The 16,632-nt window shown below is 56.7% G+C and carries 9 protein-coding genes and 1 pseudogene; 7 read left to right on the top strand and 3 right to left on the bottom strand.

Annotation, left to right across the window (positions count from 1 at the left end; all coding sequences use genetic code 11):
* Window positions 1-42: 42 nt before the first annotated feature.
* Window positions 43-2,298 carry a bifunctional 23S rRNA (guanine(2069)-N(7))-methyltransferase RlmK/23S rRNA (guanine(2445)-N(2))-methyltransferase RlmL gene (gene rlmKL, locus J4859_RS10260; protein ID WP_212329605.1) on the bottom strand — a complete coding sequence of 752 codons (2,256 nt, stop codon included), beginning with the start codon at window positions 2,296-2,298 and terminating at the stop codon, window positions 43-45.
* 278 nt (window positions 2,299-2,576) lie between these two features.
* Here rlmKL and J4859_RS10255 point away from each other — a divergent pair, with 278 nt between their 5' ends.
* Window positions 2,577-4,304, top strand: a complete 1,728-nt coding sequence (locus tag J4859_RS10255) for a phospho-sugar mutase (protein ID WP_249113592.1) — start codon at window positions 2,577-2,579, stop codon at window positions 4,302-4,304.
* A gap of 179 nt (window positions 4,305-4,483) precedes the next feature.
* On the opposite strand, the gene J4859_RS10250 is transcribed toward J4859_RS10255, so the two are convergent.
* Window positions 4,484-5,677, bottom strand: a complete 1,194-nt coding sequence (locus J4859_RS10250) for a hypothetical protein (RefSeq protein WP_212329603.1) — start codon at window positions 5,675-5,677, stop codon at window positions 4,484-4,486.
* 1,255 nt (window positions 5,678-6,932) lie between these two features.
* Between J4859_RS10250 and J4859_RS10240 the strand changes: the two are divergent.
* From J4859_RS10240 to J4859_RS10225, 4 genes and pseudogenes are all read left to right on the top strand, one after another.
* Window positions 6,933-7,536: pseudogene (locus J4859_RS10240) on the top strand (transposase).
* A 486-nt stretch (window positions 7,537-8,022) separates the two neighbouring features.
* Complete coding sequence (locus tag J4859_RS17745) at window positions 8,023-8,193, top strand: hypothetical protein (protein ID WP_212329601.1); 171 nt, start codon at window positions 8,023-8,025, stop codon at window positions 8,191-8,193.
* A gap of 82 nt (window positions 8,194-8,275) precedes the next feature.
* The gene (locus J4859_RS10230; protein ID WP_212329600.1) at window positions 8,276-8,485 is read left to right on the top strand and encodes a hypothetical protein; all 210 of its coding nucleotides are present in this window, start codon (window positions 8,276-8,278) and stop codon (window positions 8,483-8,485) included.
* 548 nt (window positions 8,486-9,033) lie between these two features.
* Window positions 9,034-9,171, top strand: a complete 138-nt coding sequence (locus tag J4859_RS10225; protein ID WP_212329599.1) for a hypothetical protein — start codon at window positions 9,034-9,036, stop codon at window positions 9,169-9,171.
* Between the two features lie 979 nt (window positions 9,172-10,150).
* Here the strand turns inward: J4859_RS10225 and J4859_RS10215 are convergent.
* Window positions 10,151-12,373, bottom strand: coding sequence for a transglycosylase domain-containing protein (locus tag J4859_RS10215; RefSeq protein WP_212329598.1), 2,223 nt, complete (start codon window positions 12,371-12,373; stop codon window positions 10,151-10,153).
* 532 nt (window positions 12,374-12,905) lie between these two features.
* Here J4859_RS10215 and tyrS point away from each other — a divergent pair.
* Together tyrS and J4859_RS10205 are read left to right on the top strand one after the other, a co-directional pair.
* On the top strand, window positions 12,906-14,123 hold the full coding sequence (gene tyrS / locus J4859_RS10210) for a tyrosine--tRNA ligase (protein ID WP_212329597.1): 1,218 nt from the start codon (window positions 12,906-12,908) through the stop codon (window positions 14,121-14,123).
* On the top strand, window positions 14,124-16,625 hold the full coding sequence (locus J4859_RS10205; protein WP_212329596.1) for a U32 family peptidase: 2,502 nt from the start codon (window positions 14,124-14,126) through the stop codon (window positions 16,623-16,625).
* Window positions 16,626-16,632 lie beyond the last annotated feature (7 nt).

The raw sequence follows: 16,632 nt of genomic DNA, 5'->3' as shown, positions 1-16,632 counted from the left end.
GGGGTATCCGGGCCTGTTCTCTCGTAAGTATGGTGTGCGAGGTTAGCGCTTGATATGGCGGACCAAGTAGCAGTGGTGGATCCTGGGGTTGCGGGCAAAATCGTCGGGGATCGTGTCCGGGGTTATATCGTGAATTGAGACATCCGCCTTCTCAAGCGCGGCGACATTCGGCTTGAAGCTCCTGAGGTTGCAGGAGAAGACGCAGATTCCGTCATGCGTGAGCAGGCGGGAGAGGGTGATCAGGAATTCCGCGTGGTCGCGCTGCACATCCCAGCTGTGGTGCATCCGGGAGGAGTTTGAGAAGGTCGGGACATCCGCGAAGATCAGATCCCAGCGGTTTTTAGTGCGGCGCTGCTCATGGATCCACTGTAAGATGTCTGCCTGAATATATTGGTGATCGGGTCCGGTGAACCCGTTGCGCTCCATGTTCCGCTTGGCCCAAGCAAGCGAGGGTTTTGACATATCCACCGAGGTGGTGTGGTGCATGTCGCCGTCTGCGGCGTAGCAGGTTGCGGTACCGGTGTAGGCAAAGAGGTTCAGGAAGCGCTTTGAGCCCTTCGTCTTCTTTGCCATCTCTCTGATCATCGCTCGGGTATCGCGGTGGTCCAAAAAGATGCCGCAGTCGAGGTGGTTGGTGAAGTTGACCTCGAAGGTGAGCCCTCCTTCATCGATCAAGTGGGAGCCTTCGGGGAGCAAAATGCCCTTCTTCCGGCTGTAATAGATGCGCTGTGGCGTCTTCTTTGCCTGATCCACATACTGTGAGCCACCCTTGGCGCGTTTTCTGCGCTTCAGGTAGGTGTTTTCCGGAGAGACATGCAGGACGCGTGGTGCGATCGTCACCATATCCCAGAGACGCTGCTGTGCCAGGTCCTGATCGATGCCCTTCGGGGCGACATATTCGGAGATCTGGAGCCAGCGTCCCTTCTGCAGTCCCTGATAGAGCTCGATTGAGGCGGAGTAATCAGGCAGATCTGCATCGTAGACGCGATAGCAGCTCACATCCTCCCGCTGAGCCCACCTCGCGCGTGCTTTTGACACTTTTTCCAAGCGCTTGGAGAACTGCTGGGAGTTATCGAGAAAGGCCGGTAGGGTCGTGCCGTCGTTGAGGCGCACTGTTTTGGTATCCGGTTTGTTGTGTAAGGTATAGGCACTGAGCTCTGTGTGCTGGTTGCCCTGGAGCAGTTCCTGCTCTGAGGTAGGATTGTTTCCCATGATGCTTGAGAGATCCGCTTCAGCGGAGAGTACGGCACAGCCAGTATCTGAGGGCACGTAGGTGAATATCTGTCTGGCCTGCAGCAAGGTGGACACACAAGATGCCTTCGCATTCGGATCGAGCCAGGACAGGTCTGCTACACAGTTGAGGTTGTGGGCATAGGTGAGCGCTTTCTCGAGCCCATGCGCTACCCTCTGTGGTCTGAAGAAGATTGGTTTTGCCTGCAGGTTTTCCCGTGTCAGGCTCTGCTGTAACGCAAGTCCTGCTTCCGGCCGTGTGTCGAAGGCAATGAGGTTAACGGTACGTTCAGCTCCTGCTTCAGCGCGTTCCTGGGCTTCTCTCACAAGTGCGTTCCAGACAGACTCCTGGTGTCCGAGCCAACCCGTGAATCCCCAGGCGGTGCGGTCGAGCCCTGAGGCTCTGTCCTGTGCCTGTCTGATGGCTTCTGCCGCGATCGTGCCGGCGCCACTGAACAGGATAAAGAGCGTTGGGTTGTCGTGGCGGACCGTGTGGAACCACCCAGCGGTGTCGAGGAGTGCCCGGGCATAGTCGGGACGCAGCGGCACTAAGGTGTTCTGGGCGGAGCGCTTAGGCAGATAGTCCCGCTTAAAGAGCGCTTCGCCGGTGAGGTCGATCCCGATCGTGGCATGCGTCTTCTGCAAGCGGATCGCTACGCGCAGGGTTGGGCGCGCTGTATCGGTTTGGATCTTGATGCCGGTTTTGGAGAAGATCCGATCACTCAGAGCATCTTTCGTTCTTAATGCCAGATACTGCGTGTTTCTGATCTCTGCGGTGGTGCCATGCGCTTCGATTGTAAGACGGGTGTCTGTGGGGATGTGCTCTTCCCAGGGGATTTGAGAGAGACTCTCGTACAGCTCGTCTGCAGTGGAAGCCTTGACGCGGGCGATCACCGCTACAATACGGGAGGCCAGCCCTGACCAGAGGCAGGCGCGGTAACCGTCCTCAAGGGTCCCGGTAAATGCTACCTGTCCCTGGAGTGGCCGTGCAGTGTGTATACCGCAGGAGCGCAGTTCCTGGGCCAAAAGCTGTTCAAAGCCTGCCGGGCAGGTCGCATAAAATTCCATTGCTCACCTCATTGTCCCGCACGTATCATGCCGGTCTCATGAAAAATCATTGCACTGTATTGTAGCAAGGAATGCGAACAGAGCGTGTGGGAGGGCATTGCTACCCAGTCGATTGCGTTTATGCGTCAGGTTAGCCCGCTGAGCGATGGTAGCTGATTCGCCAGCCCCATTGACCCCTCTATAGTTGTATAAAGGAAAACAGGTAGGTATAGAAGTGACACGTCGATTTTCCTATGCCTGAGACAAGTCTTGTAACCCTGAATTGAGGAGGAGTCCTGATGCTGGAACCTGAAGTTCAGAAGAGAGTGGAAGAGTGGCAGAAGAATTGCGCTGAGCCGGATCTGAAAGAAGAGCTCGATCAGCTTATCGCAGATAAAGAAGACGATAAGCTCAACGATGCATTCTACCGCAATCTTGAGTTTGGCACCGCAGGCCTTCGCGGCACGCTCGGCGTTGGCACCAACCGCATGAATGTCTACGTTGTGGCACAGGCGACTCAGGGCGTCGCAAACTATCTGAACGCCCACTATGACAAGCCGTCGCTGGCAATCGCGCGTGACTCCCGCCTCAAGGGCGAGGACTTCCAGAAGGTCGCTGCAGGTGTCCTAGCTGCTAACGGCATCCACGTCTACGTCTATCCGCGCATTGAGCCGGTACCGACCCTGTCCTTCGCGGTCCGCTATCTCCACACCTCGGCCGGCATCGTACTGACCGCCTCCCACAACCCGGCGCAGTACAACGGCTACAAGGTCTACAACGACAACGGCGGACAGATCGCCAATGAGGCTGCAGACGAGATCTCCGCTTCCATCGCTAAGACCCCGATGTTCGGCGCCGTCAAGATGATGAACTTCGATGAGGGCCTGAAGCAGGGTCTGATCGAGTGGACACCGGAAGAGGTCCTCGATACCTTTATCGCAGCCGTCAAGAAGGTCTCCATCCCCGGATTCAAGGCGGATCCGTCCTATTCAATCGTCTATACGCCGCTCAATGGCACCGGTATGGAGTGTGTGAGCCGTATCCTCAAGGAGATCGGCGTTGAGAACGTGACGGTGGTCCCCGAGCAGGCAAAGCCGGATGGCCGCTTCCCGACCTGCAAGTACCCGAATCCTGAGTTCCGTGAGGCGCTGCAGCTGGCGCTGGATCTGGCTGAGAAAGTCAAGCCGAACTTGGTTGTCGCAACTGACCCGGATGCCGACCGTATGGGTACCGCAATCCCGCACGACGGCGAGTACAAGCTCCTGACCGGCAACGAGATGGGCGTTCTGCTGATGGACTGGCTGTGCAAGATGGCAAAGGACCGCGGCGAGGATCCGAAGCAGAAGGTCGCCGTGTCCACGATCGTCTCCTCAGTGATGCCGGATGCTCTGGCCCGTGAGTATGGCTTTGAGATGCGCCGCGTCCTCACCGGCTTCAAGTACATCGGCGACCAGATCGATCAGCTCAGGGCTGAGGGCGAAGAAGACCGCTTCCTGATGGGCTTTGAGGAGTCCTACGGTTATCTGGTCGGTACGCACGTACGCGACAAGGATGCAATTGTCGCCGTCGAGATGTGCGTTGAGATGGCCTCCTACTATGCAGACCGCGACATGGACCTCTACGAGGCAATGGAGGCCCTCTACAAGAAGTTTGGCTACTACCTTAACGGTACCGTCAACGCTGGCTTCCCGGGCGAGTCCGGTGCGGCACGTATGGCTCAGATCATGAACAACCTGCGTGAGCATCCGCTGGCGGAGATCGCAGGCTACAAGGTCACCGGCGTCACCGACTTCGCTAAGGGTGTCGAGATGCCGCGCGTCTCCGGGTTGCAGAAAGAGGCTCCGCAGAAGCTGCCGCCTGCGAACGTTATCGAGTTCAGACTCGAGGGCGACAACAAGGTTATCTTCCGTCCTTCCGGTACCGAGCCGAAGGTCAAGGCATATCTGTTCAGCAAGGGTGCAGCCCGCACTGAGGCAGAGTCCATCCGCTCCAAGCTCCAGCGTGCAGCAGAGAATATCCTGAAGTAACACGTCACACTATACAGTGTGTATGGAGGTGGCCGTCTGGGTCTTGCAAGACTCAGGCGGCTCCTTTTGTGCAACGCAGCTGTAATCCGATGGAGATGAGAAATGCCTTCCCACTCGGGGAAAGGCATTGTGCAGCCAGGGATACGTTTTCTGGTGCCCGAGGCACCGAGGCAGTGGGCCTACTGCGTGGAGCCCTGTTTGGCGCTCTGTCCCTGTGTGGTTGTGCTCTGTTGGTTTGTCGCAGCGGCTTGGTCGCTTTGGCCCTGCGTTGCCTGGTCGGCGCTTGCCTGCTTGACCATAAAGACGATGTCGGCGGAGGCCGCAATCGTGCCCGGATCCCAGGCGTGTGAGGAGACGGAGGTGGAGGTCGGGTCAAATACGGTGACCGCTCCGGTATTCTTGTCTGCGTTGGTCGCCAGGATCCAGTGTGCGGTGGTTGTTAAGGTATCAGCCTTCACTTCAGCCAAGATCGGCGTGTTTGCAGCCAGGTACTTCGTGATGCTTTCTTTGTTTGCATCGATGCCGGTACAGGTGAGGCCTAAATCCCCGATATCCTGCGTGAAGAAGTCAGCGGAGGTGCCGGAATCCCCGGTAGCCATGCTGTTCTGCAGGGCGAGGTTAGCGATGGTAGCCGGAGTCTGATCTGAGTTGCCTGTAAGTCCCATGTAGGCGATTGAGAGGGCTGTGGGGCCGGAGCCTGAAACGCCGAGCGGTAAGTCTCCGTAGTCCATATTGCCCCAGCTCGTATCCCAGTCGTAGAGCGCAGGATAGGTGCCCTGGGTGACCGTACCGGTGTAGCCTGAAGTGTCCTTGTTTGCCCGGGGATACTGTGCGACGAAGTCGATTGCGGCAGGTTCATTGACTGCCAGCTCGATGATGCGGTCATCAGGATAGGACGTAGCGTTCTGAGCGATCTGTTGGAGCTTTTCGCTGCGGTCGAGAACGGGGGAGAGCTCGTTGGTGATGTTCTCATCCGCCCCATAGGCTACCCGGGAATCCTGTGGGTTCTCTTTCGGTTGCTCTTCCTCCTCCTGTTGTCGCTGCTGATCCTGGCGGGTCTGTGCCATGTTTATCGAGCGCATGCAGCTGCCGATTGCGAAGAGAAGCAGAATAATGAGGGCGACGATGATGATGAGCTGCAGCGTATGGTTGTTATTGTGCCGAGGATCGTAGTACCCGCGCCGTGGTGGGCGGCGCCTCTTGTTGTGTCCACCTCGATGCCCTGAATATTGTGAGTGTGAGCGGTGATGGGTCTGTGAGGTCTGCCGGCGGCGTCTAGAGCCATTGCCTGATCGATTTCGCTGGGCATGCTGTGGCTGATACCGGTCGTAATGTTGCGGATAGCTGTTATAGTCTCGATCAGAGTATGGCATACCTGAATCCCTTGTAGGTCGTTGTGCCACATACACAAGCGGTTGTGGTTGTTTCCGTCTGATTAAGCATATCATGATTGTATGCATCGCCGTAGAGGTCCCTGAAAGGACCTGAACCACTCTCACGCGATTCATTCCCTCAATCTCTGTCATCGCTGTCAATACAGAGCACACTGGGGTTGGCTCAGCCTTGAGGATTCAGAGGGATCAAGAACAAAGGGTGAGGACCGTATTGGATACAATGAGGGCGGTAGAGGACAGAATGAAGGGTATGTACTATCGCCAACGGTCAGGGGCTTAAACGGTGATGCGCACCTATGCTCGATCAGGAGATGCAGAGTCAGGCGCAGGATACGAGATCAAGAGAATTGAGACAGTTGCAGAGCAGGTTGGGGTGACGATACCGGTTGGCCTGTGTATCAATCCGAATTTTTCCTTTTCAGAGAAGGGGGCCTGCCGTCAAAATTTGGGCTCTTCGCTGTTTCTAGTGGGTAGCACTTCTGCATCCCCTTGAGGGCGTGGCCTTTAAACGGTAGGATTTTCCCCGACAGGAGGCTGCGTTCCTAAGGTGCGATATGGATGTTCAGGCAGGGATGCTAGCAAGGCTCTTTAAGAGGTCCCAGGGGGCTTAAGGACGAGTGGGAGGTCACGGGCGTCTGGTTTAAGAAGCGCGAGGAAGCGCAAGACGAGCTCCATGTGAGGGTCGCGCACAGGAGGGCCAGGCGCTCGAGTGCCCCGTATGCCACAGGATGTGCGGCACCTGTGACACGCGCGAGAGGACCTTGTGGCATCTTAGCATCTGGCAATGCGATACGATCGTGCACTGCGCGCCGCCCAGGGCGGACTGTCCCAAAGACGGCGTGCATGCCACAAGGATGCCCTGAAAGGTGCGGCCGAAGACGCACTTCACGGCGCTCTTCGAGGCGCAGGTGATCGTGATGACGCTCTCGGGAATGAGCGTCTCCGCGATAGCGCATCTGGTGCACGAGACAGCCCACGCGCATATGGAGGCTGCTGGGCAAGGCCGTCGACGAGGCGAGGGATGCCGCCGACTACTCGGATGTCGTGCGCGTAGGCATAGACGACACCGCCCGCAAGCGCAACCAAAGCTACATCAGCATCATGGCCAACCTCGACTGTCAGCGTGCCATAGCCGTCACGCAAGGCAGAGACAAGGGGGCCTTAGGCAGGCTCTGCGCCGAGCTTAAAGAGCACGGGAGGGGACCGCACGAAGGTCTTAGAGGTCACGCGCGATATGGCCGAGGCATACTCGCTCGACGTGGCGGCGCAGATGCCCCAGGCCGCACAGAGCGTGGACAGCTTCCATGTGGTGCAGCTCCTGATGAGGGCGACAGACCCTGTGAGGTGCCAAGAGAGGCGCGAGTCGGCGGAGAAGCACAAGGCAGCTTGCCCAGACGAAGTACCTGTGGCTGAAGAAGAAGGAGTCGCTCACAAAGCGCCAGCTCGCCAAGAGGGAGGAGCTCGACCCTGCGAAGACCCATCTCAGGGAGGCACGCGCCTGCCAGATGGCAAAGGCACTGCAGGACGTCTATTCATGCGCAGACAGAAAATCGGCGGCCAGGGCCCCAGAGCGCCTCTGCTCGTGGATGGCGCACTCTGCCGTGGCCGAGATGAAGAGCGTGGCGAGGACCCTCAGGAAGGAGCGGGAGGGGATCTTGAACTGGTGGAAGAGGGGATCTACCAACTCGTTCCTGGAAGGCTTCAACTCGGTGGTCCAGTCAGTCCGCAGCATCGCCAGGGGCTTCAGGAGCATTGCCTACTTCAGGACGATGATCTTCCTCAGGCTAGGCCGTCTGGACTTCACAGCCCAGAGGCAGCTGGCATACGCTACCCACTAGAAACAGCGAAGAGCCAAAATTTGGCATCGATGAAGACTGGACGCTTTCGTTTCTTGAGGACAATGCGTGCGAACATATCAAGGCGATCAGCATTCCAGGCACCTGAAAAGCCAAGAGCTGCGTGAGCCTGTGTTGGCTGCGCATTACCAACGGATGTTTAGACCTGTGGAGAAATTTGAGTGCGTCTGCAGAGGACTGGATTTCGTTAACATGGGGTCTGGCATGGGCGTCGCGTATACCGCGCAGGATACGTCCTTAGATACTTATCGAGCTGGGACGAGGATTTCAACAGGCACTTGACCACTAGTGGAGGGCACATCCTGATACAAGAACTATGATTGGGGTGGGCAGGCATGCAGTGCGCCAAAGTGGATACTATGCAACTGAGGTGATGGATCGAAAAGTATCGCACGGTAAAACCTACCTTATCCTGAAGAATACACTTAATGGTTTTATACTTTACAGGAAGGCGGTCCCTCAGAGCTTGTGAAGCTGATCGGTAATCTGTGCACAACAGTTGATTATATAACGGAGGACATCCGGTGTCCGCATTTGGAATGCGGCGATGCGGTCATTTGCACCAATGCGGGCGCATATGCCGTGACGATCTTGCCCACGCAGTTCTTTTCACTAGACTCGCTGTTAGACCATAATTGACCTGAGAAGGGCCCAAAAGTGTCCGGGCCTTTGCCTACAATGTATGTCGTCAAACAAAAACATCGAGGATCGAAGGGCCCGGATGGATCCAATGATACTGCAGCAGATCGAAAAGATGGAGATCTCTGAGAAGTGCAAGCTCCTGGAGAGACTGAAGGCGCTCATAGCCAAGAAGATGGTAGGCTCTGCACTTGCGGGAACACCCAAGAGGTGCCCGAGGTGCAAATCGCTCAGCTTCTACTGCAAGGGCCACGACGCGTGTGTCCTTAAGAGATGGAAGTGTTGCTCGTGAGGCAAGACCTTCTTTGTAAAGACAAGATCTGTCCTGGCCATGTCCAAGCCCACGGCCGCCACATGGGCCGCATATGCAAAGGGCACGCTTGCAGGCATGTCCCTTAAGGGAGCTTGCCGACAGCTGCCATGTGAGCCTTAAGGACACCGTGGTTCCATGCGCATGAGGCTCTTCGAGGTGATGCAGGCCGCTCTTGGCGCCTTCAGGTATGGACCTTCCGTGTCCTGCCAAAAGATCGGGATCTATCTCGACGAGTCGCTTACAGGCAACAGGGATAAGGTCGAACATCCAGATGCTGAGGGAGGCGCACACGCACGGCCATGTTGTGCATTGCTGTGGCATATAGAACAAGAAGGTCTGCGTGGAGTGCTGCGCAAATGACTTAAGCGACGAATATGCCATCCTCTGCGGCAGGGGCAGGCCCGAGGACGGGAAGCTGACAGATGCCCTTTCAGGTATCGTCGACAGCTTATGGGTCGCCACTGACGACCATGCAGGATATGCGCGCGTGGCTCTCCTCGCTTGGGGTCTTCAAGCACACAGCGAGCGTGGCGAAGAAGGCCGTGCACGATGCGCTCGACCTCGTCAATGCGATGCAGCGAAGGCTGTGCGAGTTCCTGCTTTTCTTCCATGGGGTCTTCTACGAAGTGGCTGGGGTACTTGTCTTGCCTGCTTTCTGTGGATAGAGCAGGTAAGGCATTCTGAGCGGAAGAAGAAGGATACGCTCTCAGGCAAGCTTGCAGGAGGCAGGTATGTCTATACCAGGCGTGTGCTCATAGACATAGAGCAACCCTTCTGGAGCTATTGGAAGGACAGGGGCGTCAGGTCAATTATGGTCTGGCAGCGAGTTACTGGACAAGTCGAAAGGATTTTTTCTGACCGCAAGCGGGGAGCTTGTTTGGCACAATCATGTGCTGTCTGTTTTTTTGGTATACACTCCTAAACATCTGTTTTCGCAACGCTGAGGCACCGATGTGGGAGGGTGATCGGCGCTGCCCACGCTCTGTGCCTACCGTCACGCGTGTATCGATAGATAATTTTCATACATGCGAATGAGTCAGGTAGAATAAAGAAAAGCGCAAAGTGATCTGTATATTGTAAATATTTGGTGCACGTTCTTGTATTCTATCTGCGGAGACAGCGAGGCATCATAGTTGAGAGACACAGTGATCGATGAGATACTGTCAGGTAGATTGAGAGGACGCAATCCATCAGTACCCAGCGAGCGTCAGTAAAAGCGCTGCAAAACGAGGGCTTTGATTGCACTCAGGCAGCCGTGTGTTCAGATATGGGTCTGAGAAATTTGTCAGAAAGCGTCCGCGTCCTGTCTGAAGGCCCGCATCTGCAGCGCATGGTGCCCGAATTTGTGACAAAGATCCACAGGGCAAACAATCTGGTCGTGATCAAGTCGTAGCCCGGTACTGCTCCGGGCGTCGCAGCTGCCGTCGATGCGGCACAGCTGCCCAAAGAGGTGGGGTCCGTTGCAGGCAACGGATACGGTCTTGGTCGTCGCCCCCACCATTGAGGACGCCAAGCGCTCTGTGGTGATCATCAAGAAGCTGTGCTTACCGCGCCGAGAGAAGGATTAGCACTACGCTATAGGCGATAAGCAGTGGGCTCCCCCAAATACATGGGGGACCCACTGCTATCAGGTGTTGCTTGCAGCTAATCGCCTTCTGCTCCGCTGTTGTTATCGTTCGTATTCGTCGTATCGGACGTCGTCTTTTCCGTTGAGGTGTTCTGCTCGGTCGTAGTAGTCCGGTCAGTGTTCTGCTCGGTCGTAGTAGTCCGGTCAGTATTCTGCTCGGTCGTCGAGGACGCCGTTGTCTCGGTCGCGTTCGCGTTCGCAGAAGTCTGCTCGGTGGTCGAACTTGAATCCTGGTTGTTGGATGTCGTCGTGGAGGTCTTGGACCGTCTCGACTTTCCTGAACGGGAGTTGCTCGAAGAGCTGCCGCCGCTCACAGCGATGCTCCAGCTGGAGTTGTCCTTGTAGTTCGGCGCCGCTGCCGTCGCAAATTCCTGCCGCGGGGTGTTGGCGAGTGCAGTGTTCAGGAAGTTGACGAAGATAGGAACCGAGCTGACGCCTGGCCAACCCTCAGCACCGTTGATGGTGACCATGTCGCCGTTATCGTTTCTGTAACCGCACCACACCGCCACAGAGAGCTTTGGGGTATAACCGATCATCCACAGGTCACGGTCATTCTCAGAGGTGCCCGTCTTGCCGGCGACCGGTTGGTTGATCGAGAGCCTTCTCAGCGGCTGCGCAGCGGTGCCGTTCTGGACCACACCCTCGAGAACCTGGGTGACTGCCCAGGTGGTTGAGGTGTCCTCAACCTGCTGACCGTCGTCCTGGTGCTCATAGACGGAATTGCCGTTTCTGTCCTCGATCTTGGTAATCGCGACCGGGTTTCTGTGGACGCCACCGGAAGCGAGAGTCGCATAGGCCTCAGCCATCTGCAGGGGCGGAACGCCAGCCGCGCCCAGGGTGATGGAGGGGACGACGGGGATGTCCTCGTCGATACCGAGATCCTTTGCGGTCTGCACGATGTTGTCGGCACCAACCGTGACCGCCACCTGTGCATAGGCAGTATTGGAGGAGAGCTCCGTTGCACGGGCGAGCGAGATGATGCCGTACTGGTTGTTGTGGTAGTTCTCAACGCACCAGGTCGGGGTGACCTGCTGCGGGGAGTTGCAGTTCAGGACGATATTGGGGTTCATGCCCTGGTTGATCGCCGTCGTTAAGGTGATGGTCTTGAATGAGGAACCCGGCTGACGTTCACCGTAGGCTGCGACATTGAACTGGTCGGAGTTGTAATCCTTGCCGCCGACCATAGCCTTGATGTAGCCGGTCTGAGGGTCGATCGCTACCAGCGCAGAGTCGAGGCGGGAGTTACCGCTCGAGCTGATCTGGTTTGCGACTGCGGTCTCGGCTGCCCGCTGCATGTTCGGGTCAAGCGTCGTGTAGACACGCAGGCCACCTTTGTAGATGGTGTCCTGGTCGAAGTCCTGGGAGAGCTGGTCGCGGATATAGTCTGTCCAATAGGGGTAGGTGCCGCTTGAGTCCATACCCACTGAGCCCTCGTTGATCGTGATCGGTTCAGCTTGTGCGGCGTCGTGCTCCTCCTGGGAGATATCGCCTGCAGTAAGCATATGGTCCAGGACAGTGTTTCTGCGGTCAAGGGCCGCATCGTAGTTCTGGGTAGGGTCATAGGTCGAAGGGGACTGTGGAAGGCCGCAGAGCGTGGCTGCCTCAGACAGGGTCAGGTCGCTGGCGTGCTTATTGAAGTAGGTGAGGGAAGCTGCTTCGATACCGTAAGCGGAGTGGCCGAAATACACGGTATTCAGATACATCGTGAGGATCTGATCCTTCGTGTACTGCTTTTCCATCTGGATTGCGATATAGGCCTCACGGACCTTACGGCGCAGTGAGTAGTCGAACTGCTCATCGGAGAGGACCGTGTTTCTGACCAGCTGCTGGGTGATAGTGGAGCCGCCTTCGGATCCGCCGCCGAGCTGGACTGCTACAGCACGCAGAATGCCCTGGGGGTCGACGCCGTTGTGCTGATAGAACCGGATGTCTTCGGTGTCCACGATGCCCTTGAGCACGTAGGGGGAGATCTGGTTCTCGTCGACGTTTCTGCGATTCTGCTGATAGAACTCAGCGATCAGGGTGTTGTTTGCGTCGTAAATCTCAGTCGGCTCAGATGAGAGGTACGCACCAGCCGAGGTGTAGTCTGGCAAGTCCTGAAGCCAGGAGTTGACCAGCTGTGTACCTGAGATCGCCAGCGCGATCAGAAGCAGCGCGATAAAACCGAAGATGCCGGCAATGCTAAGAGCTACGGCATGGGTTTTAGAATGTTTGCGAGCGCGCCGTGTGCGAATGCCCATGAAGTTCCCCTTCCATATAGATACCAACTATTATATGGAATGTTCACAAGACTCCAAAAGGGAGGGTCGGCATACCTCAGTCACTTCACGTAAATAGTGCTTTTCTGTAGGTATTCTGTACGAGAGGCTCCCAAAGGAAATTCCAGCCTAGAACATCTGTTTGGAAGCTACCCTAAAGAATTATATCAAAAGCGTAAACGATGGTTGAGACCCAATTTAGCACCGGGCGGATCTGACACTCCTACGTGGTACCCGAACGCCTCACCAGGCACAATGGTACGTGTTAGGTGCGGTGATCCGGCCTTAACAAGCTCTATATATCCACACGTTTGATTCACTGATCAGGTTTAGTGCCGTGTGCCTGAAAAGTGCTGAAGGTGTGTACATCGCTGAAACAAAACCCAAAATCAGATGTAGTTCAGCGGTGGCGGTCTCTTCAGACTGGCACGATCTGAAATTGCGGTATGCTAGATCACTGCAAAATATATAGCCTATATAGCCGTGGGGTTTCGATACATAGAGGAGATACACTATGCCGCCAGTCGACGAACAGCTGAAAGTTATCACTTCGGGCACCATGCAGATCGTGCCGTTGGATGAGCTGAAAGAGAAGCTCAAGCGGGGCAAGCCGCTGAACATCAAGTTGGGCGTCGACCCGACGAGTCCGGATCTGCACCTCGGCCATGCAGTGCCGCTGCGCAAGATGCGTCAGTTCCAGGATCTGGGGCACCACGTCACGTTGATCATCGGCGATGGTACCGCCCTGATCGGTGACCCTTCAGGCCGTGACTCTACCCGTCCGCCGCTGACGGAGGAGCAGGTCAACGAAAATGCGAAGACCTACGTGGCACAGGCCATGAAGATCCTGAATCCGGAGAAGACCAGGATCGTGCACAATGGGGACTGGATCAAGCCGATGAAGCTGGACCAGCTCTTGGGGTTGCTATCCAAGTTCAACGTCGCACGCATCCTCGAGCGTGAGGATTTCCACAAGCGCTATGAGGCAGGGCTTCCGATTGCGCTGCACGAGTTCATCTACCCAGTCCTTCAGGCTTACGATTCCGTGATGGTCAAGGCTGACGTGGAGATGGGAGGCAACGACCAGATCTTCAACCTGCTTGCAGGCCGTGACCTGATGCGCGATGAGAGGATGGAGCCGCAGGTGGTGCTGACCATGCCGCTCTTGGTAGGCCTCGACGGCGTCAAGAAGATGTCCAAGTCCTATAAGAACTATGTAGGTCTCACCGATCCTGCCGACGATATGTACGGTAAGCTCATGTCCATCAAAGATGAGCTCGTCCCGACTTACTTCAGACTGTGCTCTACCTGCTCCATCGACTGCATCGACGAGATCGATCAGAGCTTCAAAGAGGGCACTGCTGATCCGTATGCTCTCAAGCGTGAGCTCGCACGCAACATCTGCGACCTCTATCACGGCTCCGGTGCCGGCAAGAAAGCTGAGGAGGCCTTCGACGCGCAGTTCAAGCGCAATGAGGTTCCTGAGGATATCCCGGAGTTTCCGGTGAGCTTGGCTGCTGTCAACGGTAGGGGAGAGGTGTATCTGGCAAAGCTTCTAGTCGATGTGAAGATCGCCCAGTCCACCGGTGAAGCCCGCCGCCTGATCGATGGAGGCTCCGTCAAGATTGATGGTAAGAAGATTGCTCCGAAGTTCTACAACGTCGACCCCTCACTCTTCCAGGGTCAGACCATCCTGCAGTCCGGCAAAAAGCGTTGGGCAAGGCTTGTCTAAATGGCTGAGAATCATCCATTAGAGCTGCTTGCCCCGGCAGGCGGCCCTGAGCCGTTTGCAGCTGCCCTGGCTGCGGGTGCCGATGCAATTTACTGTGGCTTCGGCAACGATTTCAATGCCCGGCGCAATGCGGACAACTTCGACGACGAGAGTTTCGAAGCTGCCTGCCGGGCTGCCCATCTCGTGGGCGTCAAAGTCTATGTGACCGTCAACGTCGTAATCAAAACTGAAGAGATGCCCAAGGTATTAGGAGTCATCCGCCGTGCCTGGTTGCTCGGTGCCGATGCCTTCATCATTCAGGACTGGGGCTTGATTGCCGAAGTCAGGCGCACCTGGCCCGAGATGGAGGTCCATGTCTCGACGCAGGCCAATGTGCACGACGCCCGGGGCGTTGAGTGGTGCAGGAAACTCGGCGTCACCCGGGTGACGCTTTCCCGTGAGCTGAGCCTGAAAGAGATGAAGACGATCGCGCGGGTCGGCGTGCCGCTTGAGGTCTTTGGGCACGGTGCTCTGTGCTTCTGCTATTCTGGCCTCTGTATGCTTTCAAGTCTCTCGGGTGGCAGATCCGCCAACCGTGGTATGTGCGCGCAGCCCTGCCGGCTGCCCTATACCTTGGTGGATGAGGACGGGAAGGTCCGTTCTCCCAAGGGCAACACCCGTGCCCTTTGCCCGAAGGATTACTGCACCTTTGATGACCTGAAGGAGCTGGAGAAGGCCGGAGTCTCCTCGCTCAAGATCGAGGGACGTATGAAAGCCCCGGACTATGTCTATGCAGTCACGAGTGCCTACCGAGCACAGCTGGATGACGCCGATAGCAACAGAAAGCCTACTGCTGAGGAGGAAGCGCAGCGCAAGCGGCGCCTCAAACGGTCCTTCAACCGGGGCTTTACCGACGGCTACCTCAGAGGCATCCACGATAATTCGATGATGAGCTACGCTCGCTCCAACAACCGGGGCGAGCTCGTAGGGGAGGTTGTAGACTCCCACCGCCTGGAGGATACCCTCGTGAGAAGGGGTGGCTCCAATGGGGGACGCCGCCGCAATCGACATCTCTCCCAGGCCTCAGTGACCATTAAGCTGAATGAACCGGTCCAGCAGGGTGACTTGCTCGAGATCAGACCCCAGGATAATCCCTCACAGTTCCTGACTGCCTATGCGCGCAACGACGCGCCGGCAGGGACCGACATTGAGGTCAAGACGACACGGGTGATTGAGAAGGGGTCGCTGGTTCGAGTGATCCGCTCCAAGAGTGCACTTGATAAAGCGCAGGAGGCGCTGCATGAACAGATCACCCGTAAGCGCCCAGTCTCTGTGGAGATCTCCGCCCACCTGGGGCAACCCTTCCGCGTGACGCTCACGACGGAGGACGGCATCACTGCCACTGCTGAAGGTTTTGTTGTGGAAAAGGCACGCACTAAAGCGGTGGCTAAAGAAGAGCTGATCGAGCATGTCTGTCGGATGGGACAGACTCCCTTTGAGCCTACGAAAGTGAGCTGTGAGCTCGATCCTGGCTGCGGTATGGGCTTCTCTGCAGTGCACAAGGTGCGCGCACAGGCTTGTGAGGCTTTGATTGCCAACATTTTGAAGCCCTATACGAGCCGGGCAGAACACACTGCTTTGGTCCCTCATGCCTGGAGAATACAGGAACGGTTGCGTGAAGTACGGAGTACTCATGATATTCAAGATCCCCTCAGTGTGGGCCCTATTGAGGCAGAAATCTCCGCTACGGTTGCTACACCTGAGTGCGCTCAAGCCGCGCTTAAAGCGGGGGCAGACGTCCTCTTTGTCAGGACTGATGATCTGACACAGGGGGAGTGGCCCGAAGGCATAATCCCGATAGCAGATGAAGTGTGTCGCGAGATGGACCATACACGGATCGATCCGGCGATACAGCCGGGTAAGCGGGTGCTTGTCGGCAATGTCTCTGAGCTTGCGTTGTCGCAGGAACGCGGTGCGCTCGCCGAAGTACGCCAGCTGATCCCGGTGCACAATGAATCTGCCCTGGTAGCACTTGAGCAGGCGGGAGCAGAAGGGTTCTGGTTCTCGCCGGAGCTCACCTTAGAGGAGCTCAAGGCCCTCACTAAGCTGGCTTCGGTTCCCTGTGGGCTTGTCGTTTCAGGCAGGACAAGGGCAATGACGAGCGAACACTGCATTCTGCAGGTAGCGGACCAGTGCATCCACGACTGTGCGCACTGCAAGCTTCGGCAGGAGCGGCTCTCGCTCAAGGATATCGACGGGCAGGAACTGCCGGTAAGGACAAACCTTCAGGGCAGAAGTCACCTCTATGCGGCAAATCCGCTCGATGCTACTCCACAGATTCCGGAGCTCTACCAGGTTGGCATGAGAAGATTTATGGCGGATGCAACGCTTCTGACTCCACAGGAAACCAAGTTTGCGGTCGCGCGCGTTGTCCGCGCGGTACATGCTGCGCAGGCGGGTAGAGCTGTCGCACTACGCGAACAGGGCGCCAACTCAGGTCATCTTTTCGTCGGAATTGGCTAGTTTTAAA

The sequence above is a fragment of the Atopobium sp. oral taxon 416 genome, assembly GCF_018128285.1.
In the GTDB taxonomy this organism is placed as follows: domain Bacteria; phylum Actinomycetota; class Coriobacteriia; order Coriobacteriales; family Atopobiaceae; genus Olsenella_L.
The sequence above is the reverse complement of the archived record's forward strand: the minus strand, read 5'-3'. Positions and strand labels throughout refer to the sequence as shown.

Coding starts and splice junctions, on each gene's coding strand:
- J4859_RS10255 (WP_249113592.1), top strand. CDS start 2,577: ATGCTGGAACCTGAAGTTCAGAAGAGAGTGGAAGAGTGGCAGAAGAAT.
- tyrS (WP_212329597.1), top strand. CDS start 12,906: ATGCCGCCAGTCGACGAACAGCTGAAAGTTATCACTTCGGGCACCATG.
- J4859_RS10205 (WP_212329596.1), top strand. CDS start 14,124: ATGGCTGAGAATCATCCATTAGAGCTGCTTGCCCCGGCAGGCGGCCCT.
- J4859_RS10250 (WP_212329603.1), bottom strand. CDS start 5,677: ATGCCATACTCTGATCGAGACTATAACAGCTATCCGCAACATTACGAC.
- J4859_RS10215 (WP_212329598.1), bottom strand. CDS start 12,373: ATGGGCATTCGCACACGGCGCGCTCGCAAACATTCTAAAACCCATGCC.
- rlmKL (WP_212329605.1), bottom strand. CDS start 2,298: ATGGAATTTTATGCGACCTGCCCGGCAGGCTTTGAACAGCTTTTGGCC.
- J4859_RS10230 (WP_212329600.1), top strand. CDS start 8,276: ATGGATCCAATGATACTGCAGCAGATCGAAAAGATGGAGATCTCTGAG.